Source organism: Compostibacter hankyongensis, assembly GCF_039541075.1.
Taxonomy (GTDB): Bacteria; Bacteroidota; Bacteroidia; order Chitinophagales; family Chitinophagaceae; genus Compostibacter; species Compostibacter hankyongensis.
The window spans coordinates 267359-288273 of sequence record NZ_BAABFN010000006.1 but is presented as its reverse complement, the minus strand read 5'-3'; the positions used below and the strand labels follow the sequence as shown (position 1 = coordinate 288273).

Below are 20915 nucleotides of genomic sequence, written 5' to 3'. Positions count from 1 at the left end.
TACTCCAGTTTATCAATTTCAAAAATGGACTCAAAATTTCAAAGATCAAACACGCATTATGTTTTTAATAGCACAAGACGTTATAAAATAAGCGGCTTGTTAGAAAGTGAAACATGCCCAGCGGTAATCAACAGTAAGATTTGCAATAGCTGTAGTTATTACGATTTCTGTTACATAGAGGAAGCGATATGAAAAAGTCGTACTATCTTTTTAACCCAGGCCGAATGAGCCGAAAGGATAATACTCTTAAATTCACGCCGGTGGACGAGGAGGGTAACGAAGGCCCTTCCAAATACATCCCTATAGAGGGGGTAGATAACCTGTATGTCTTTGGTGCGCTGGATGCAAACAGTGCCTTGTATAATTTCCTCGGCAAAGAGCAGATCAGCGTTCATTTCTTTGATTATTATGAACACTATACGGGAAGCTTCCTTCCCAAGGAATACCTGCTGAGTGGAAAGGTGCTGGTGGCTCAGGTGGGAGCTTACTCGAAGCCCAAAAAACGAATGATCATTGCGCAACGTTTCGTAGAGGGTGCGGCTTTTAACATGCTTAAGAACTTGCGTTACTATGGTAATCGCGGGAGAGATACCAGTATTCTGATTGAAAAAATTGAGGACCTTTGCCTGCAGATATCCGCTACTGCTGATGTGGAGACCCTTATGGGCATCGAAGGTAACATCAGGATGAGCTATTATGAAGCATTCGATGGCATTATCAACGATTTTGAAATGGGCAACCGGGTGAAACAACCACCATCTAACGAAGTAAATGCCATGGTATCTTTTGTGAATATGCTTTGTTATACCCTTTGCCTCGACATGATCTACCATACACAACTGAACCCTACGATCAGTTTCCTGCACGAACCTGGTTACCGGAGATTCTCTTTAGCGCTGGACCTTGCAGAGATATTTAAACCCATATTGGTCGATCGCCTGGTATTCTCTTTGCTGAATAGAAGGGTGATCCAGATAAATGATTTTGATCGACAACTAAATCGTTGCTTGCTGAAAGACAATGGTCGAAAGAAGGTATTAAAGGCATGGGATGAGAAGATCAACGAGACTATAAAGCATCGGTCATTAAAAAGGAATGTTCGCTATAGGCACTTGGTGAAGCTGGAGTGCTACAAACTCGTTAAGCATGTCCTTAACATGGAGGAATATAAGCCTTTCAGAGCATGGTGGTAATTTATTCTTGAGTATTTGATTTTGAAAAATGTACATCATACTGGTATATGACATAGAGGAAAAGCGTGTAGGCAAAATGCTTAAACTGTGTAGACAATACTTGAATTGGATTCAAAATAGTGTTTTTGAAGGTGAAATTACAGAGGTTAAGCTGAGGGAACTGCTTCACCGTGCTAAAGGCATTATAAAGACAGAAAAGGATAGTATAATTATTTTCAGCAGTAGGCAGGAAAAATGGCTGGATAAAACTATACTAGGGAGAGAGAAAAATGAGCTAGATAATCTGCTTTAGTCGTCTAGGGTAGTGCTATTAGCATGAGGATAGGATGTGTTCTTTGAATTAAGGAGCATAATGCATTCATAATCAATTGTGAATGTTTGTCGTCGATCTTCTGTATTAATCTTATTATTGTATGTCGACGACATTTTTCATGCACAAAATAATTATTTACTTTTGTAAAGCCTTGAAATAAGGCTATTTTTTGTCGTCACACCGACGGCTTTTAATCGTACCATAGAGGAATTGAAATTCGCAATGGACTTTGATCACTTGGACGGTAAGAAAGACTTTTAATCGTACCATAGAGGAATTGAAATTATATTCTTTTCCAATACCCGCCATTCACAGACTGACTTTTAATCGTACCATAGAGGAATTGAAATACAAAAATCCTTACAACTTTTAAAGGAGGTAACAGAACTTTTAATCGTACCATAGAGGAATTGAAATTTTACTGCTGAATTGAATGACGGACGGGGGTCAGACCTTTTAATCGTACCATAGAGGAATTGAAATCCGACACTAAAGCTGATTAACCGACACTAAATAGCGCTTTTAATCGTACCATAGAGGAATTGAAATTCCAATCCAATATGGGCCTGACCGTTTGCCCTTTCTTTTAATCGTACCATAGAGGAATTGAAATACGACGGGGTCGGCTTTTTTGCTACTTCCTGTAAAGCTTTTAATCGTACCATAGAGGAATTGAAATATTTGCCCGGCCTCAACCTGCTGCCCAAGGAGGACTTTTAATCGTACCATAGAGGAATTGAAATTCGCTAAAAAGGGGCTGTTCTACTTTGACGGTTGATCTTTTAATCGTACCATAGAGGAATTGAAATGACTTCACTGACTTTCACCCTTTCCCGAGATATCGTCTTTTAATCGTACCATAGAGGAATTGAAATTTAAGAACCGTATAATCATATCCATGATCGTACACTTTTAATCGTACCATAGAGGAATTGAAATTTCGTTACCGGTCTGGTGTTCGGTGAAGGGAATTGCTTTTAATCGTACCATAGAGGAATTGAAATAAGAAAAAGAGGGTCGACACTCGGCAAAAGATATCACTTTTAATCGTACCATAGAGGAATTGAAATTTTCGCAGGGGGTGGCTATATCCCCAGCCCGCAGCTTCTTTTAATCGTACCATAGAGGAATTGAAATTGCTTGGAAATTTGTGTGTTCAGTTCTGCATAAGCACCTTTTAATCGTACCATAGAGGAATTGAAATAGCTTTCCGAAGCACTAAAAAAGAAGATTGCTTCCCTTTTAATCGTACCATAGAGGAATTGAAATTACTATCGAGCTGCACAGCGATGGTACATTATGGTCTTTTAATCGTACCATAGAGGAATTGAAATATTCCGAATCGTTCAGTAGCGTGGGGCGGGCAAATCTTTTAATCGTACCATAGAGGAATTGAAATATGCTACCGTAGACCACAGCAAAAAAGTCAATTCACTTTTAATCGTACCATAGAGGAATTGAAATTAGAATATCTCCAATAGATATTCCGCGGGAACGTTTGCCTTTTAATCGTACCATAGAGGAATTGAAATCAAATAGCATGCGCCAAAGTACCTTCCTGGGCGGCACTTTTAATCGTACCATAGAGGAATTGAAATATGAATAATTCCCCCCGGACTTCGGATACCCGAGCTTTTAATCGTACCATAGAGGAATTGAAATTAGCCTTCCGGGCCGGCAAGATGCACTACCCATCCAGCTTTTAATCGTACCATAGAGGAATTGAAATTTGAGCTACCCAATTATTTCCCTTCAAACTGGAAAACTTTTAATCGTACCATAGAGGAATTGAAATACGATTTTGAATAAGCGTGAAGAACATAACAAATTCTTTTAATCGTACCATAGAGGAATTGAAATAGATAATCAGTTTGACTTTGTAATGGCAAGTGCTGTCTTTTAATCGTACCATAGAGGAATTGAAATCTCACCGAATAGAACTATGTATGCAGGCTGTACGGCTTTTAATCGTACCATAGAGGAATTGAAATTCGTGGCGCCTTAGGTAGGCGAAGCCGAGGCCCTCCTTTTAATCGTACCATAGAGGAATTGAAATTTGTACAGCAACATAAAGTTATATAATCGGAATGAAACTTTTAATCGTACCATAGAGGAATTGAAATTTTAATCTTTTAGTGTAATCAGCCTGCAACTTATCCTTTTAATCGTACCATAGAGGAATTGAAATATTCCCTGAGATGCCTCAAACCCGGGGGGCATATCCTTTTAATCGTACCATAGAGGAATTGAAATCCTAATCCCCTGGCCAATGCCAATCCAACGGACAGCCACTTTTAATCGTACCATAGAGGAATTGAAATTAATAGCCCCTTTTGGCACCAAACCATGTTCACCATCTTTTAATCGTACCATAGAGGAATTGAAATCAAATCAGCAGTCCAATAGGCGGCAGCGCTGGAAGTCTTTTAATCGTACCATAGAGGAATTGAAATTGTACGACAACTGCGGATGCTATTCTAAAGAGAAATCTTTTAATCGTACCATAGAGGAATTGAAATATTCTACTTGCAAAGGCTTCATCGGGGTATATTTCCTTTTAATCGTACCATAGAGGAATTGAAATCTTGCCAGCAATTCTTTACTAAAAAGACCCACATGACTTTTAATCGTACCATAGAGGAATTGAAATCTAAGCATAGCAAGCCCATTTAACTCGCCTCGCTTCTTTTAATCGTACCATAGAGGAATTGAAATTCCTTTTGGCCTGTTCTTGGTCCTCAGTGGGCCTTCTTTTAATCGTACCATAGAGGAATTGAAATTCGGGGAAGTGTACGGGATTAGGAAGGAGATAAGCACTTTTAATCGTACCATAGAGGAATTGAAATATCTATATCAGCGGTCAGATCAGCGGAAACTTGACCTTTTAATCGTACCATAGAGGAATTGAAATAGGACAACGGGGTATCCGAAAAGCAGATACTTGAACTTTTAATCGTACCATAGAGGAATTGAAATGCAGAAAAAGAACCTTCGACATGTTGCCTCGTCCGTCTTTTAATCGTACCATAGAGGAATTGAAATAGGTAATCAAGCGCCGTTGTCTGTTTCAGGCTTAGCTTTTAATCGTACCATAGAGGAATTGAAATAATGTATAACCGGCATTAAAACCGCTGGCGAGTTATTCTTTTAATCGTACCATAGAGGAATTGAAATTTTTTTCGCAAAAGAATTCCCAGCAGACCATCCCGCTTTTAATCGTACCATAGAGGAATTGAAATTGCTACCAGATATTGCTCTTTGTTTAGTTGTTCGATCTTTTAATCGTACCATAGAGGAATTGAAATTATTTATTTTTATCCCGGTCGTGGTTATTTTGCTACTTTTAATCGTACCATAGAGGAATTGAAATTAAAATCCTCGATAGGTTTTTGTCTCCCCATTGAATCTTTTAATCGTACCATAGAGGAATTGAAATGAGGGAGAAGGATTACCGGTCGGAGCCGTCACGTGCTTTTAATCGTACCATAGAGGAATTGAAATATAATCGACTTCTGATCTTCCTTATCGAAATTGAAGACTTTTAATCGTACCATAGAGGAATTGAAATACTTCGGAACGCACAAAGGCGAAGTGGCCGGCACTCTTTTAATCGTACCATAGAGGAATTGAAATAAGGCCAGAAATGCACCAGAGGTTTGCTCCTGGCTCTTTTAATCGTACCATAGAGGAATTGAAATCGAACGAAAACTACCGGGTGTCGACCGAATACCGTACTTTTAATCGTACCATAGAGGAATTGAAATGCATTTAAGTTCAGAGGCTTTGACAAGGGATTTCGGCTTTTAATCGTACCATAGAGGAATTGAAATAATTTGGAATCCTTGAGGAAACACCCAGGTTGTACACTTTTAATCGTACCATAGAGGAATTGAAATGCGAGAAACGCGCTACAGCCGGGAAATCTGGCGGCACTTTTAATCGTACCATAGAGGAATTGAAATTTGACGATCCCCTAAACCCCCAGCAGGCCGCATCAGACTTTTAATCGTACCATAGAGGAATTGAAATTTGGGATCGGCCCGTTAATCCGTACCTCCTTGCTGGTCTTTTAATCGTACCATAGAGGAATTGAAATGCGTTGGCCTTATCTGCGAGGCGCCGTAGTACGACCCTTTTAATCGTACCATAGAGGAATTGAAATTGATATGCGCGGGTCTGTAGCCGCCGGGCGATAATTACTTTTAATCGTACCATAGAGGAATTGAAATTAACAGAGGTCTTTAAGTGAAAATTTGGATTTACAGCTTTTAATCGTACCATAGAGGAATTGAAATTCAGAACGAATATCACTGCCGCCCCGGGATTCTTCTTTTAATCGTACCATAGAGGAATTGAAATTTTCTCCCCCTTTCTACGACGATCGCGGCACTATCCTTTTAATCGTACCATAGAGGAATTGAAATTGCTGAACGCCGAGGACGGGGATACCCATTGCCGCACTTTTAATCGTACCATAGAGGAATTGAAATTATTTTTTTGAGGAAATAGCCGCAACGGATGAAGCACTTTTAATCGTACCATAGAGGAATTGAAATACCGTTAACGTGAGCCATTAGGCTGTGCGTATGGGTCTTTTAATCGTACCATAGAGGAATTGAAATTCATTTAAGGATGATTGTTTGGGATTGAGGTTCTTTCTTTTAATCGTACCATAGAGGAATTGAAATAACGTCCGACACAGAAATAAAGCAAATGATTATTGACTTTTAATCGTACCATAGAGGAATTGAAATCTTTCATCGCCTCTTCTATCCACAGCAAAAAATGTTCTTTTAATCGTACCATAGAGGAATTGAAATAGGATTACAGGAGGTCTTGGACAATGGCAGCATTCTTTTAATCGTACCATAGAGGAATTGAAATATGGAAACCTGATTGCATCCTTTAATCTGACACCGCTTTTAATCGTACCATAGAGGAATTGAAATAATATCGGATCACATTCTATTAGGACATGATGATCTTTTAATCGTACCATAGAGGAATTGAAATACCGGAACGATGTTTTTTTATTCTTGTTGTCTTTTTCTTTTAATCGTACCATAGAGGAATTGAAATTATCATATTCCGCATCGTCAGCCTTTTGAAAGTTCTTTTAATCGTACCATAGAGGAATTGAAATAAAACTCCACCACCCCATTACCGTGGTACAGGGTAGCCTTTTAATCGTACCATAGAGGAATTGAAATTGATATTTGGATTAATGGTTTATGGTTTGAGTGCTCTTTTAATCGTACCATAGAGGAATTGAAATATATACAGAGATAAAAGTATCGGGGACTTTCCCTGCTTTTAATCGTACCATAGAGGAATTGAAATCTTTCAAAACAAATATTACTTTCCTGAAAACAACAACTTTTAATCGTACCATAGAGGAATTGAAATCTGCTTCTGTGTTAAGCCACTCGTCCGTTGCTCTTCTTTTAATCGTACCATAGAGGAATTGAAATTAAATCTGCTCAATGAGCAAAGTCAGAGAACCATCCTTTTAATCGTACCATAGAGGAATTGAAATTAGGCTTCCGGATGCCGTTTAATCCACTGAGCAAATCTTTTAATCGTACCATAGAGGAATTGAAATACTGCTGGGAAAACGTTGTATTATCACAGCGATGGACTTTTAATCGTACCATAGAGGAATTGAAATGGCGTGGACTGATCCGCCGATCTCGATTCCCGAACTTTTAATCGTACCATAGAGGAATTGAAATTTAAGCAGGCCATCGAGCTGAAACGCTACATGGGCACTTTTAATCGTACCATAGAGGAATTGAAATCTGAAAATCAAGTGCGTGCAAGCTGGATTGACGCTCTTTTAATCGTACCATAGAGGAATTGAAATAGCAGCACGACAACGTGGAGGCTGAAAGCATGCTGCTTTTAATCGTACCATAGAGGAATTGAAATATGCAAGCGCGTCCTGGTCATTTCCGATATCCATCTTTTAATCGTACCATAGAGGAATTGAAATTTATCTCACAATAATTAGCCAAATTATCTCCCGATACTTTTAATCGTACCATAGAGGAATTGAAATATAGCTTCCTGTTCTGATTTAATTTTAGCCTCACGGTCTTTTAATCGTACCATAGAGGAATTGAAATAAATTCGAATATTAGTGGGCTGGACATGGTCTTTCTTTTAATCGTACCATAGAGGAATTGAAATAATTCTATCAGAACTTTCAGCGCCGCGATAGCCCAGCTTTTAATCGTACCATAGAGGAATTGAAATTTTGAAGTACAGGGAATTTCCTGAAACAAAACTGATCTTTTAATCGTACCATAGAGGAATTGAAATTAATAAAAAGAATTTTCATTTGCGTATACAGAACTAACTTTTAATCGTACCATAGAGGAATTGAAATATCCTGCCGGTAGGCTCGCTATATCGCCGGTCGTAGTCTTTTAATCGTACCATAGAGGAATTGAAATGGAATTTTTGAATATTGCTAAAGGCGGAAATGCAACTTTTAATCGTACCATAGAGGAATTGAAATCCATTGACGTTTGATTACATTGTATTGAGATAGTGGCTTTTAATCGTACCATAGAGGAATTGAAATAGGATAATGGCCTTTTTAGTTCTGACGTCTCCACACTTTTAATCGTACCATAGAGGAATTGAAATTCGGGAAGGTTACACCGGAATACTCATAAAGGAATCTTTTAATCGTACCATAGAGGAATTGAAATTTGCTGCGGCTTCATCTATTTTGTTTTTGTCCAGCTTTTAATCGTACCATAGAGGAATTGAAATTTTTCAAACGGGGTGTTATCGCTTACCGGAGGCGGCTTTTAATCGTACCATAGAGGAATTGAAATGAATATACCGAAGGGCTGTTTACCTACAAGCTGCTCTTTTAATCGTACCATAGAGGAATTGAAATTTAGCTGATCCCGCCAGAGTATCCGTAAATATCTTTCTTTTAATCGTACCATAGAGGAATTGAAATTAGGCTTCCGGATGCCGTTTAATCCACTGAGCAAATCTTTTAATCGTACCATAGAGGAATTGAAATATAATGCTTTCGGCCGAATATTTGAAATTGGTAATCTTTTAATCGTACCATAGAGGAATTGAAATAAGTTTATAAAGAGGATATTATCCGCGTCTTGCTCTCTTTTAATCGTACCATAGAGGAATTGAAATTTGGCAAAGACGGCCGCACTGAAAAAGTATGAGGACCTTTTAATCGTACCATAGAGGAATTGAAATAAGTCCGTTTTTAGTCCTATAGTCCCCCCTGGATTACTTTTAATCGTACCATAGAGGAATTGAAATAAGATAATGGCTTTTGGAGGACATCTTTGCCGCAGCTTTTAATCGTACCATAGAGGAATTGAAATGATTTAAAGGAATTGGCAACATGGTTGAAGATGGCTCTTTTAATCGTACCATAGAGGAATTGAAATCGAACTTAGAACGCGCCGGTCTGCAGGAGGAGATCAACTTTTAATCGTACCATAGAGGAATTGAAATGCATCTTTACGGCTTTTCTCCCTTACAAGCTGCATCTTTTAATCGTACCATAGAGGAATTGAAATAAATCCCTTATCTTTCTGGCGTTTCCATCGATGGTCTTTTAATCGTACCATAGAGGAATTGAAATTTTTGTAACTGTTTTTAAGATAATCCGGCTTGCACTTTTAATCGTACCATAGAGGAATTGAAATAACAGAATATTCTTTCTAAATCAACACGACCCATGGCCTTTTAATCGTACCATAGAGGAATTGAAATCCGGACTCTTTAGCTGCTTTTGTCCGTGGTTCTGTTCTTTTAATCGTACCATAGAGGAATTGAAATTTCTTACCGGACAAATTTCCACGATCTAACCTGTTTCTTTTAATCGTACCATAGAGGAATTGAAATTGAATAGCCGGGATTTGGTAAAAGAAGTCATCTTGAACTTTTAATCGTACCATAGAGGAATTGAAATAGCTATGCTTGAAATTGGAATGAAGGAGGCCCCTTGCCTTTTAATCGTACCATAGAGGAATTGAAATGAAAATGTACCGTCGGGATCAACTATAGCTACCACAACTTTTAATCGTACCATAGAGGAATTGAAATAAGGATCATTCCCGCCGCTTATATCGGTCACGGCCCCTTTTAATCGTACCATAGAGGAATTGAAATTTATTCATTCTGTCAATTTCTTTCTGAAGTCTGGTTCTTTTAATCGTACCATAGAGGAATTGAAATGAAGAATGGAGTGCCGATACCGATGTTTCACCGGACTTTTAATCGTACCATAGAGGAATTGAAATCAGCAGATGCCTCCGATTGACACATACTGGCTGCTTCTTTTAATCGTACCATAGAGGAATTGAAATTCGGCTTTTACCTGATCTTTATGGGAAAGCAGACAGGCTTTTAATCGTACCATAGAGGAATTGAAATAAGCCAAAACCAAGACGAAATGGAAGTAGCGGCACTTCTTTTAATCGTACCATAGAGGAATTGAAATAAAACAGCGGTATGAATAATATCAGGAACTGTTTCCTTTTAATCGTACCATAGAGGAATTGAAATATGTCGTCTGGGCAAATATTTTTGTTCAACTGCAACTTTTAATCGTACCATAGAGGAATTGAAATTCAGCTTCCGGGTGTACTTGCCGGCTTCGTCGACCACTTTTAATCGTACCATAGAGGAATTGAAATGCGATAGGCAGTTCTGCGCAGCGGTAAGGCCGGTAACTTTTAATCGTACCATAGAGGAATTGAAATGCCCGGAAACAGCATCTGCCGTCTTTTCGCCTTCGGTCTTTTAATCGTACCATAGAGGAATTGAAATTTTGGGATCCCAGTTGCCCCCCCGTTGAAACTAAATCTTTTAATCGTACCATAGAGGAATTGAAATTCTCTATGAGTATTCTTCCGTGACTTTCCCAATGAACCTTTTAATCGTACCATAGAGGAATTGAAATTACATATCTCCCTCCAATAGTGCCGGAAAGCCTTCTTTTAATCGTACCATAGAGGAATTGAAATTAAGTCTTTTCTTCCTCCCACCTTATTGTCATGCTCTTTTAATCGTACCATAGAGGAATTGAAATGAGAATTGAGGACCTAACGGATGAGACAGTACACATACTTTTAATCGTACCATAGAGGAATTGAAATGTAATCTTGGCTTGCGCAGCGATATGGGCTTCTTTCTTTTAATCGTACCATAGAGGAATTGAAATAAATACAGCTGGCCATTTATGAACAGCACAATCCCCTTTTAATCGTACCATAGAGGAATTGAAATCACATGCCGGGCAGCATGAAGCGGGTGGCGCGGTATCTTTTAATCGTACCATAGAGGAATTGAAATTGAACTGAAGGCTCTGCACGGTCTGATCCATGCCGCTTTTAATCGTACCATAGAGGAATTGAAATTGAATAAATACAGGACTTTGTAAATTGGTATTATACTTTTAATCGTACCATAGAGGAATTGAAATTGATGGAGAAGTTTGCAAGGGGGAAGTATGCCGCACTTTTAATCGTACCATAGAGGAATTGAAATGGGTTTGCTGGTCGGCGCTTTTCAGCGCTTCGTCCTTTTAATCGTACCATAGAGGAATTGAAATTGCTTGATGGCCACAGGAACGTCAATGATGCCGTACTTTTAATCGTACCATAGAGGAATTGAGGCTTTGCCAATGATAATCTCAGTTTTCGGCCCCGGATAGTAGGTCAATGCGCCGTCATAACGAAAAGATGAAATAAATCATTCCGGTGAGCGGATTTGAAATAATTCCATACTGCTATAAAAAATCACAGATGAAACATTTCTCTATCTTCTTATTGATGTGTCTAAGCATAGGCTGTGTTAGTCAGACCAAGCCGAATACTTTGTTATGGAAAGTTTCTAAAAAAGGAAACAAGCATACTTCTTATCTGTTCGGAACCTTTCACCAGGTGAATCCGGATTTCTTTGATTCGTTAAAGGTGGCCAATAAATGTCTGAAGCACAGTAAAATATTATTTGTTGAAGATCATATCAATCCTAAAGACTCTGCCCAATACCTTCTTCAAATCAAAAAATCGTGGAAGCAGCTTGTAACATGGAATAAAGCTAAATGGGATTCAACGCTCACGCAAGATCAGAGAAAAATATTTGAAAGATTTGTAAAGAGCGGATTTTGGAAGGATAAATATTACCAGCTTTCTCCCGTTGCTATGATCTTTCCCCTTATAAATATTTATTTTCAGTACATCTGCGATACGGTCAACAGAACTTCATACGAGTTGATGGACCAGCGGATCACGGATATCGGGATTAAAGGCCATTTGAAGATAATAGGTTTAGACAGTAACCAGATCGACATTTTAAATAATGCCGGGAAGAAGGACAAGGATCTTGATATTGAGAACAGCGTGAAAACGGATATCCTGTACATGAAAAATATCGTTGATAAGAATCCCGAGATGGGAGCTTCGGAATTTTTATATCATTATAGAAAATTTGACCTCGACTATTCATTAGATAAAACGACAGATGGCAAAGCCACTCTTTTAAAAGAGAGAAACGACAAATGGATGAAGATCCTATCCAGAGCCTTCACCGATAATGATTGTTTTGTCGCTGTCGGTATGCAGCATTTGTTTTATATGGATGGCCTGATCCAGCAACTAAGGAGAACGGGATTTACCGTCTCTCCGGTGTCCTTGCAACAATAGATTTATAAGAAAGCACGAGCCCGGTGTCTTCCGACCATCCCGGGAACTCCTTGCATGCCGTTTGGAATCGCTCTTCTGCCGGGAGGAAGGGTCGATTTTATATCTTCCTTCCTGTATGATGCGCGGTTATCACCGGGTTCTTTTTTTATTTTATATAACAAAATGATGCTATTTTTATCCTCATTACCGTCAATACAAGCCATATGCCGCGAACGGATACTGTTCACTTTTACGAAGCCTTTCTTCGCCTGAGCTGGTTGCGCTGGCAGCTGAAGGTGCAGGAACAACGCCTCAGGAAGGAAATGCCTGCGTTGCTCGGAAATATCGCTCCCGGCTGGGCGGAGCACCTTTCAACCAATGACCTTTACCGGATAACAAAATACTGGCAACTGGCCCTGAATTTAATATGCGGCGGTCTTTACCGGCTAAGGGGATTGCCGTTAACGGAAGCGGAGCAACAGCGGATTATGTTGCTCAGCATTTTCGGGCCGCTGTACGACGACCTGTTCGACGAAAAGATACTGTGTTATGAACAGATCGAAGCCCTTACAAAAAGCCCTGAAGGATATATCCCACACAACGCTAAAGACGAGCTGCTGAAGAAAATATATCTGCGGTTACTGGATGTCGCCCCCTACCCGGAAGAGATGAAAGGACATTTATTCCGGGTTTTTATATGGCAAAAAGCATCGATGAAACAGTTGGATCCGCATATTGGAGAGGAAGAACTGTACGAAATAACTTATAATAAATGCTATCATTCAATTTTGCTGTTCTGCGCTGTATTGGATCATCCTCTTACAGCTGAAATGCAAAAGATGCTTTATCCCATGGCCGGTCTGCTGCAGCTGACGAATGATGCGTTCGACGTTTATAAAGACATGCAAAGCGACATTTATACCTTGCCCAATCTATACCCGGATTATAAAAGGCTACTGCATCATTTTATGAATGAAGTAGCGCTATTCAATGAACGCCTGATGAATTTACCCTTCCCCGGACGGGAAAAGAAGATATACAGCATTACCGTTCATGCACTGAATGGCATGGGACACATGTCGCTGGAGCAGCTCAGCATAGCGGGCCGCTATGTTAGCAATGCTGCCGGACTGAAGGCCTTAAGCCGTAAAGAACTGGTATGTGATATGGATACATTTGGCCAAAAGATAAGATGGGTAAAAAGGGTATGCGCCCTTGCCGGTCACCGGTCAGTTTCCGATAAGCATTACTATGTTCCCAGCCAAGCGGTTTCGCAGCCGCTCTGCTGACAAAGTGATCAATGTTGCCAATCTCATTTTTTAACCTGTCTGTTTTTAACGAGGATGCTTGAGACAAAGGTTTGTATCATAGGCGCCGGACCCGGTGGGGCCACTGCGGCATTGCAGCTGTCCGCTTTGGGTATTGAATGCGTGATAATTGACAAAGCCGTTTTTCCGCGCGATAAAGTGTGCGGCGACGGCTTAAGCGGAAAGGTTTTTACCACGCTATCAAAAATTGATAAGGAGATGGCCGGGCGATTGCAGCAGTTTACCGACAAGCTTGGCAGCTGGGGCGTGACCTTTGTTTCACCCGGGCGCCTGGGCATTGACATTGCCTACAAAACCCGGTACGACCGCAGCGTTGACGATCCGGCCGGTTATGTTTGTAAGCGCATTCACTTTGACCACTTTTTAGTCAGCGAGTTAAAGCGAAAGAAGGATATCCGCCTTTTTGAGGGAGTCAATATTGAAAAATATGAATTACAGGAAGATGGTTATCTTGTTTCTGACCGGGAAGGTCGTTTTTCCGTAAAGGCAGGGTTGCTGATCATTGCAAATGGCGCACACTCTTCTTTTACAAAGGATGTGGCCAACATCCGCATGGACCCCTCCTGCTATGCGGCGGGAGTCAGGGCTTATTTTAAGCATGTAAAAGGCACCCATCCCGATAATTTCATTGAGCTGCATTTTCTGAAGCAGCTGCTGCCCGGGTATATGTGGATATTTCCTTTGCCTGACGGGCAGGCAAACGTGGGAATGGATATGATCAGCGAAACGGTGCGGGGCAAAAAAATAAATCTGCGGACGCTGCTCATGGATACGCTTAAAAATGACCCGGTATTCAGGGAACGCTTTGAGGATGCTGAGATCATCGGCAAAGTAGAAGGCTACGGCTTACCGCTTGGAAGTAAAAAGCGAAAGCTTTCCGGCTGCCGGTATATGCTTGTGGGAGATGCGGCGCATCTTATAGATCCGTTAACGGGAGAAGGCATCGGGAACGCGATGTATGCCGGTCGCCTGGCTGCCTTGCAAGCCGAAGCCGCGATAAAGAGCGGTGATTATTCCGCCGGTGCGCTTATGGCATATGACAATGAAGTTTACCGCATATTGGGTCCCGAGCTGAAATTGAGCAGACGATTGCAAAGGCTGGCGAGGTTTCCGAGGTTATTTAATATCGCTATGAGGGCCGGTCGCCATAACCGGGAATTAAAGGAGCTGATATCCTGTATGTTTTATGAGGTAGACCTGCGAAAGAAACTATCCCGGCCTTCCTTTTATGTCAAGTTATTACTGAACAGGAAATAGGCAAAAAATAGCCCTTTATTGCGCTGCCTTATGTTCCCTCATCTATCCACACACATTGGGTAAACGCGCCGTTCACGGCGGCATCCCAGGCTTCGAGCCGGACCCATTTGCGATTGTGCAGGTCGAGGGGAATGGTGAACGTTTTTTTGCCGAATGCGCCGGTGCTGCGCAAGTCTATCTTTTTCTCGTAGACCCGGTCCCCGTCGCCGGAAACGATCTTTATATCATCCAGCGGAAAGGTCCATTGAAGGGTACAGGCGACCCGGGCATCCCCGGCTCGCGGGAGCTGTAATGTTTCCCCGGACTGGCGGCCGTTCACTGAGAAATCCGTGATCAGTATTTCCCCGGTGGTGACAAAGAACCTGCCCTTCTGCAAGGCTTTCAGTACGGATGACCAGCCGTTCCCGAACGAAGGCAGGCTGTCCAGCTGAAGATAGTTGATGTTCATGTTGCCATACAGCTCGTATTCCGGAAGGATCTTGAAAAGGTCTCCTTCCCCCGGCATATATTTTTTCTGCCCCCAGTTGGCCATGTCGCCCAGCAGGTCCAGCGCTCTTTTTCCCAGCACGGAGTCGGAAAGGTCGGCGGGAAGCGATTTCCAGGCTGCTCCCAGAAAGTGATCCGAGCGGTAGAAGGCTTCATCCTTATACCGGTCAGGATAGCCTGTCGATCCTTTTATCCGGGGATGGGAGGTCCAGGCAAGTCCGTCTTCTTCTTTCAGCAGCCGGAGCATGTCTTCTTTGCTGCCGATATGGTATACCTTTCCGTACACAGGATTGTTTTCTGAAAAGGGCCTGCCGCCCTTTTCAGACATGGTCCAGTACACCGGCCGTGGAAAGAGGCTTATCCAGTGGCCGCCGAAAAAATGATTGGGCTCTTCCCCCGGCAGCAGCAGGAAGCTGCTGTCCGACCAGCGCCGGCACAGGTCAAACGAGGTCTTCAGCTCCTTTAAGCGTATGCTGTCGGGTCCGGCGGGATGGCCGCCGAGGTGAAAGGAAGCGAGGTGAACGATATCTACGCCCGTCTGCTTGAAGGCAGGGACGAATTCCCCTACTGCCGGCAGCGGCTTGCCCTGGAGCACGTCTATTTCAGGCTCTATGTGATAATGACTGCTAAAGGTATAATATCCCGGCAGCCGCAGGTATTTATCCTGATGGGTATACGCCTTTACCTTTTCAAGGGTCTGTTCCCCGTCGCGCGGGTTCAGCAGACAAAAGAAGCTCAGATGCTGCTGTGTGCCCGGCGGAGCATTAAACCACGGCACAAAACGTTCATCCCCCTCCGGCTTTTGCCGGATACCGATGCCGAACTGCGGTATCTTGTTCCGGTAATTGCGGCCGCACCAGGTAAAGGCCATGTTGTAGCAGTTGTCTTCCGGAAAGAAATATTGATGCGGCGGCGGAAACAGGGCGATATCGCCGCCTTTTCCCCGGCCGATGATGGTACGGTATTTCACGGTGAGGTTGAGGCTTTTCATAGGGTCGCTCATCCGTTTGAGCTGATGCAGCCGGTTCTCCGGATCTGCCCAGCGAATGCTTTCCCAGGGATTGATGTTATTCCAGAGGTCGTCGTCCCAGGGCGTCCGGGATACAAGTCCTGCATCGTAGACCATGGCCGTTGAGTCTTCAGGCGTGGACATCACCGCGTCCATTTTTATCAGCGGGGTTCCTCCGAAGAGGGTAATTTCCATCTTACCCGAAAAGGGGCCGGCCTTGACGGTGGAGACCACCACCCGCGTGCGGATGCCTTCGGAAATTACTTTTATGTCTTTCTTCTGTAATTCGGAGCGATATACAGTATAGGGCCGTTTATACGGCTTGTCAAAGAAAATGATCCACTGCGTGGGCGCCTTCAGGGTGCGCTTTCCCACTGTTAAAAGAAAAACGGGGTCAATATGGGCGGCGATCTCCGAAAAAGCGGTGGCGCGGTCCCTGATCTTTATGCTGTTGAAAAGCGGCGCTCCGGCTTGCAGGTTAAGGTTGATCTGGCCTTCGGCGCCGCCTCCGGCATCCCAGGTGATGCCCAGGTTGTGATCCGAGATGGTCATCCCGGCGCTTTCTCCTTTACGGAACTGTTGGGTATCTACCGGTATCTGCGCCCGGATGGTCAGGGAGAGCAGCAGGCAGCCCAGACCCGACAGGATGAATGAAGAGAATGCCGGAGTTGGTTTTTTCATCTTACAGCTGTTTCTGCCGGGTATGGACCGGGCGGAGAGGAGATAAAAATACTTTTGTTCAAACATAGTTATTTTTGTCCTAAATCGCCTGTAATGACAAAAATGCGCCCGGCGCTCCGCATCGTAGTATCCTGTATGATTCTCTGCGGCTTCCTGCTCACCACCCCGTTGCATGCGCAACCCCGCCCCTCGGTGGAGTTGCGGGGCGGGATCGACTCGCTGGAGGCGGAGGTGATCCACCAGGACAGGGATACCGCCCGGGTGAACGAGCTGCTGCATCTCTCTTTTCACTATCTGTACAACGACACCTTACGGTCGCGGTACTATGCCCGGTCGGCGGTGAACCTGGCCGGGGCGCTGCATTATCACCTGGGTCAGATCGTGGGGTTCACCCGCATGGGCGACATATATGCGCAGGGCGATAATTTCAGGGCAGCCTATGCCCAGTACATGAGGGCCGACGAGATCGGGCGCCGCTATGCGGACAGAAGGGGGCTGTTTATCCTCTATAATGCGCTGGGCGGATTTCACAGCTCTCTACAGGAATTTGATCAGGCGCTGGAGTATTTCCAGCGCGGCCTCCTCGTGGTCCCCGAAGGCGACACGATCGGAAAAGCTAATCTCTACCTCAATATCGGGGTGGCCTACGGCTGGGCCGGCGATTATGCAAAAGCGAGGGAGTACCTGAACCGGGCCCTGACCCTATGCACCGAGGCGAACGCCCGGCCTAAGCTGGCCTTTATCTATAGCAACATGGGCAACGTCTTCGCCGCAGAAAAGGAACCCGGACCGGCCCTGGCTTATTTCGAAAAGGCCAGGGAGCTGGCCCGCACTTATAAGAATAACGCGCTCCTCGGATCGAATTACCTGTATGTGGCGGAGATCTATATGGAGCAGGGAAAGCTCCGGGAGGCCATGCAGCAGGTGCAGGCGGCGCTGAAGCTCGCCGTCGGGGCAGGCGCTACCGACGACCGCATCAGGGGCCGTATCCTCATGAGCCGTATCCTCGCCCGCATGGGGGAATTTGAGGAAAGCGGAGACATCCTCCGGAAGCTGGATCAGGATCAGCCGCTCAGTATCGAACAGCAGAAATTCAAACTGGAAGCCGCCATGGAGCTGTACCGGGAAAAGGGCGATTACCGGAAGGCGCTCGACTATGCCGGCCGCCTGGCCGCCGTCAAGGACTCCATCACCCGGCTGGCCAACCGGCAGAACATGGACCTCCTCGAGGTGCGCTTCCGGACCCGGCAGCGGGAAGCGCAGATCGGGCTGCTGCAGGAACAGAACAAGCGCAAGACGACCCTGGTCTATGCCGGCGGCATCGGGCTCCTCCTGTGTATCCTGATCATCTTCCTGCTGTTCCACTCCAGGAAGCTGAAGGAGAAGGTGTACCGCCACCGCCAAAAGATGCTGCAGGATGAAAATGACAAGATGCTGGCGGAAAAGGCCCTGATGGAAGAAAAAGCCTTGCGCGCCCGGGAGGATCTGGATCACAAGAACCGGGAGCTTTCGGCCAGCATCATGCAGACCGACCACATGACCAAGCTGCTGCTCGAGCTCCGGCAGCGGCTCTCCGACAAGCAAGGGCAGGAGAATCCCCGGCAGATGGAAGGCATCCAGCGGCTGATCCGGCATAACCTGGAGCTGAACGAAGACTGGCAGCGGTTCAAGCTGCACTTCGAGGCCGTGCACCCCGATTTCTTCGATAAGCTGATGAAGCTCTCCCCCCAGCTCTCCAAGAACGAGCTGAAGCATTGCGCCTATATCCGGATGAACATGTCCAACAAACAGGTGGCCAATCTGCTGAACGTGAACCCGGACAGCGTGAAGATGAGCCGCTACCGCATCAAAAAGAAACTGTCCCTCTTGCCCCAGGACGACCTCATTGCCTATATACTGACCCTGTAGCTCCCCTTTTTACGGTCGTCCCTCCGGGTTTCAGGGTCCTGACCCGTCATTTCTGCTGTGACAGGAGTTGTCAGGTCTTCCGGAAGTCCCGCTACAGCAAAGGGTTTCCGGATCTGTAGCCCATTTGTAACCCCCGCTGATCCTATTTGTAACCCCCTGAGATTTGGTCCCGCCACCGCTCCGGCATTACATTTGTCCGGAGAGCCCTTGTCAACCCTCAATCACATCAACCCTTAAAAACTACTGTCATGAAAAACAAATACCGGATCATCCTGCCGGTCCTCGCTGCCGCCTTGTGCGTCTTCGCCTCCTGTAAAAAAGATGAGAACAAGTCTCCGTCCAAAAAGATCGACGGCACGTATCATGCGTTTGAGCTGACGCTGAACGGACAGACGACCGAGCTTCCTACGGACGATGAAAATATCGATATCCAGATCGCCAGCTCCGGAGATAAAAAAGCAAAAGTGACGCTTATCGATAATTATAAGGGGAAGCCCACCGAGATCCCCTTCGATTGCACGGTCAGTGAAGATGAAGAGGGGGAGGTCGTGCTGACCGGCTCGAATGATAACGGCACGCTTCACCTGGATTTTTGGAATAAAACTTCCATCGAATTCGACTTTTATAACGAACGCAGCAATGAAGAGCTGTTTATCGGCGCGTCGAAGGATGGAAAGAAGCCGGGTGACTGGTAGTCTGTAACTATTTTTATTCAGCATCGAAATATATCTGAAAATGAAAAACAAATATTGGATAATGATCGTGGTCCTGGGCGGCCTGCTTTCGGCCTTCTCCTCCTGTAAAAAAGAGGATATCAAGGTGAGCGGCAAAGAGGCCGAAGGGACCTTTACCGCTTTTGAAATTACGATGGACGGCAAGACAACGCCGATGCCTACCGAAGACGAAAGCATGAAGATAAAGGTCACCGTTGTCGACGCTACAAAAGCCGAGGTGATCCTGAGCCTTACTACCAAGGATAAAACGGATCAGACCCCGCCGATATCCTGTTCCATAAAAAAGGATCCGGATGGATTCACTTATTTAACGGATATCGAAACCGGTAAAGAGCTCGTGCTCTATTATGATAAGAACACGATCGACTGCTTTGTTCCCGATGGGAAAGGAACAACGGTCAGCGCCTCAAGGAACGGCAAGAAGCCCGACTGGTGGGATGATTAAAAAAAAGTAAAATGTCCAAAACCATCTTTATTACCGGAGCTTCCTCCGGTATCGGAAAGGCTACGGCCAAAGTATTTGCCGCGAATGGCTGGAATGTGATCGCCAGCATGCGCGATCCCGAAAAGGAAACCGAGCTGACGGCGCTGGACCGGGTACTGGTTACCCGCCTCGACGTCCGGGAAGCGGATACGATTACGGCCGCCATCCGGGCCGGCCTGGATCGTTTCGGCCGGATCGATGTATGGATGAACAATGCCGGGCTGGGCGTCTTCGGCGTCTTTGAGGCTACGCCGCAGCAAAAGATCATCGACCTGTTCGAAGTGAACCTCTTCGGGGTAATGGCTGCGACCAGGGCCATTCTGCCTCATTTCCGGGCGCGGCAGGAAGGACTGATCGTCAATATCAGCTCGGCCACGGGTCGCAGCACCTTTCCGCTCCTGTCGGCTTACTGTGCATCCAAATTCGCGCTTGAAGGTTTTTCGGAAGCCCTGTCTTTTGAGTTGTCCTCCCAAGGCATCGGGGTAAAGATCATCGAGCCCGGGATGGTGGAAACCAACTTTGACGAGGCAAGCCGGCAAAACAGTGCCGACGCCCCGTTGCCGGAGGACTACAACGCTTATCTGCAGAAAATGATCGCATCCTATACCGCGGAAGAAACCCACCCGGTATCCGCTGCGGATGCTGCAAGCGCCATCTACGCCGCCGTAACAGACGGTACGGATACGCTTCGCTATGTCATCGGGGAAGATGCCCGCGGAATGCTCTCCGCAAGGAGCAGCATGCCGGACCAGGATTATCTCGACGCTATGCGTCAGCGGTTCACGGTTTAATACGGTTCCGGCCGGGCTTCGGCGGAGGATGCGCTCCGCCGGAGGCCGAGCC

11 protein-coding genes and 1 CRISPR repeat array are annotated in these 20915 nt (G+C 44.7%); of the genes, 10 read left to right on the top strand and 1 reads right to left on the bottom strand.

The features are described 5' to 3' along the window. Window positions 1-96 precede the first annotated feature (96 nt). From ABD851_RS18040 to ABD851_RS13450, 6 genes are all read left to right on the top strand, one after another. On the top strand, window positions 97-192 hold the full coding sequence (locus ABD851_RS18040) for a Dna2/Cas4 domain-containing protein (protein WP_425549953.1): 96 nt from the start codon (window positions 97-99) through the stop codon (window positions 190-192). Beyond that, complete coding sequence (gene cas1b / locus ABD851_RS13470; protein WP_344980121.1) at window positions 189-1193, top strand: type I-B CRISPR-associated endonuclease Cas1b; 1005 nt, start codon at window positions 189-191, stop codon at window positions 1191-1193. The genes ABD851_RS18040 and cas1b overlap by 4 nt, the downstream gene beginning before the upstream one ends. A 28-nt stretch (window positions 1194-1221) precedes the next feature. Further along, window positions 1222-1485 carry a CRISPR-associated endonuclease Cas2 gene (cas2, locus tag ABD851_RS13465; RefSeq protein WP_344980119.1) on the top strand — a complete coding sequence of 88 codons (264 nt, stop codon included), beginning with the start codon at window positions 1222-1224 and terminating at the stop codon, window positions 1483-1485. A gap of 208 nt (window positions 1486-1693) precedes the next feature. Next, a CRISPR array of direct repeats spans window positions 1694-11178; the repeat unit is 30 nt; unit sequence CTTTTAATCGTACCATAGAGGAATTGAAAT. Between the two features lie 128 nt (window positions 11179-11306). Then, window positions 11307-12206 (top strand): TraB/GumN family protein, encoded by a 900-nt coding sequence (locus tag ABD851_RS13460; RefSeq protein WP_344980117.1) that lies wholly within the window; start codon window positions 11307-11309, stop codon window positions 12204-12206. Window positions 12207-12409: 203 nt separating this feature from the next. Beyond that, on the top strand, window positions 12410-13474 hold the full coding sequence (locus ABD851_RS13455) for a class 1 isoprenoid biosynthesis enzyme (protein ID WP_344980116.1): 1065 nt from the start codon (window positions 12410-12412) through the stop codon (window positions 13472-13474). A gap of 54 nt (window positions 13475-13528) precedes the next feature. Then, entirely contained in the window at window positions 13529-14770 is a 1242-nt protein-coding gene (locus ABD851_RS13450; RefSeq protein ID WP_344980115.1) for an NAD(P)/FAD-dependent oxidoreductase, read from the top strand. A gap of 28 nt (window positions 14771-14798) precedes the next feature. On the opposite strand, the gene ABD851_RS13445 is transcribed toward ABD851_RS13450, so the two are convergent. After that, window positions 14799-16946 (bottom strand): CehA/McbA family metallohydrolase domain-containing protein, encoded by a 2148-nt coding sequence (locus ABD851_RS13445; RefSeq protein ID WP_344980114.1) that lies wholly within the window; start codon window positions 16944-16946, stop codon window positions 14799-14801. Window positions 16947-17039: 93 nt separating this feature from the next. Here ABD851_RS13445 and ABD851_RS13440 point away from each other — a divergent pair, with 93 nt between their 5' ends. From ABD851_RS13440 to ABD851_RS13425, 4 genes are all read left to right on the top strand, one after another. Beyond that, window positions 17040-18854 (top strand): tetratricopeptide repeat protein, encoded by a 1815-nt coding sequence (locus ABD851_RS13440; RefSeq protein ID WP_344980113.1) that lies wholly within the window; start codon window positions 17040-17042, stop codon window positions 18852-18854. A 248-nt stretch (window positions 18855-19102) separates the two neighbouring features. Next, the gene (locus tag ABD851_RS13435; protein WP_344980112.1) at window positions 19103-19549 is read left to right on the top strand and encodes a hypothetical protein; all 447 of its coding nucleotides are present in this window, start codon (window positions 19103-19105) and stop codon (window positions 19547-19549) included. Between the two features lie 40 nt (window positions 19550-19589). Next, window positions 19590-20033, top strand: coding sequence for a hypothetical protein (locus tag ABD851_RS13430; RefSeq protein ID WP_344980110.1), 444 nt, complete (start codon window positions 19590-19592; stop codon window positions 20031-20033). An 11-nt stretch (window positions 20034-20044) separates the two neighbouring features. After that, entirely contained in the window at window positions 20045-20863 is an 819-nt protein-coding gene (locus tag ABD851_RS13425) for an SDR family oxidoreductase (protein WP_344980108.1), read from the top strand. Window positions 20864-20915 lie beyond the last annotated feature (52 nt).

Coding starts and splice junctions, on each gene's coding strand:
- ABD851_RS13450 (WP_344980115.1), top strand. CDS start 13,529: ATGCTTGAGACAAAGGTTTGTATCATAGGCGCCGGACCCGGTGGGGCC.
- ABD851_RS13440 (WP_344980113.1), top strand. CDS start 17,040: ATGACAAAAATGCGCCCGGCGCTCCGCATCGTAGTATCCTGTATGATT.
- cas2 (WP_344980119.1), top strand. CDS start 1,222: ATGTACATCATACTGGTATATGACATAGAGGAAAAGCGTGTAGGCAAA.
- ABD851_RS13460 (WP_344980117.1), top strand. CDS start 11,307: ATGAAACATTTCTCTATCTTCTTATTGATGTGTCTAAGCATAGGCTGT.
- ABD851_RS13435 (WP_344980112.1), top strand. CDS start 19,103: ATGAAAAACAAATACCGGATCATCCTGCCGGTCCTCGCTGCCGCCTTG.
- ABD851_RS13425 (WP_344980108.1), top strand. CDS start 20,045: ATGTCCAAAACCATCTTTATTACCGGAGCTTCCTCCGGTATCGGAAAG.
- cas1b (WP_344980121.1), top strand. CDS start 189: ATGAAAAAGTCGTACTATCTTTTTAACCCAGGCCGAATGAGCCGAAAG.
- ABD851_RS13455 (WP_344980116.1), top strand. CDS start 12,410: ATGCCGCGAACGGATACTGTTCACTTTTACGAAGCCTTTCTTCGCCTG.
- ABD851_RS13445 (WP_344980114.1), bottom strand. CDS start 16,946: ATGAAAAAACCAACTCCGGCATTCTCTTCATTCATCCTGTCGGGTCTG.
- ABD851_RS13430 (WP_344980110.1), top strand. CDS start 19,590: ATGAAAAACAAATATTGGATAATGATCGTGGTCCTGGGCGGCCTGCTT.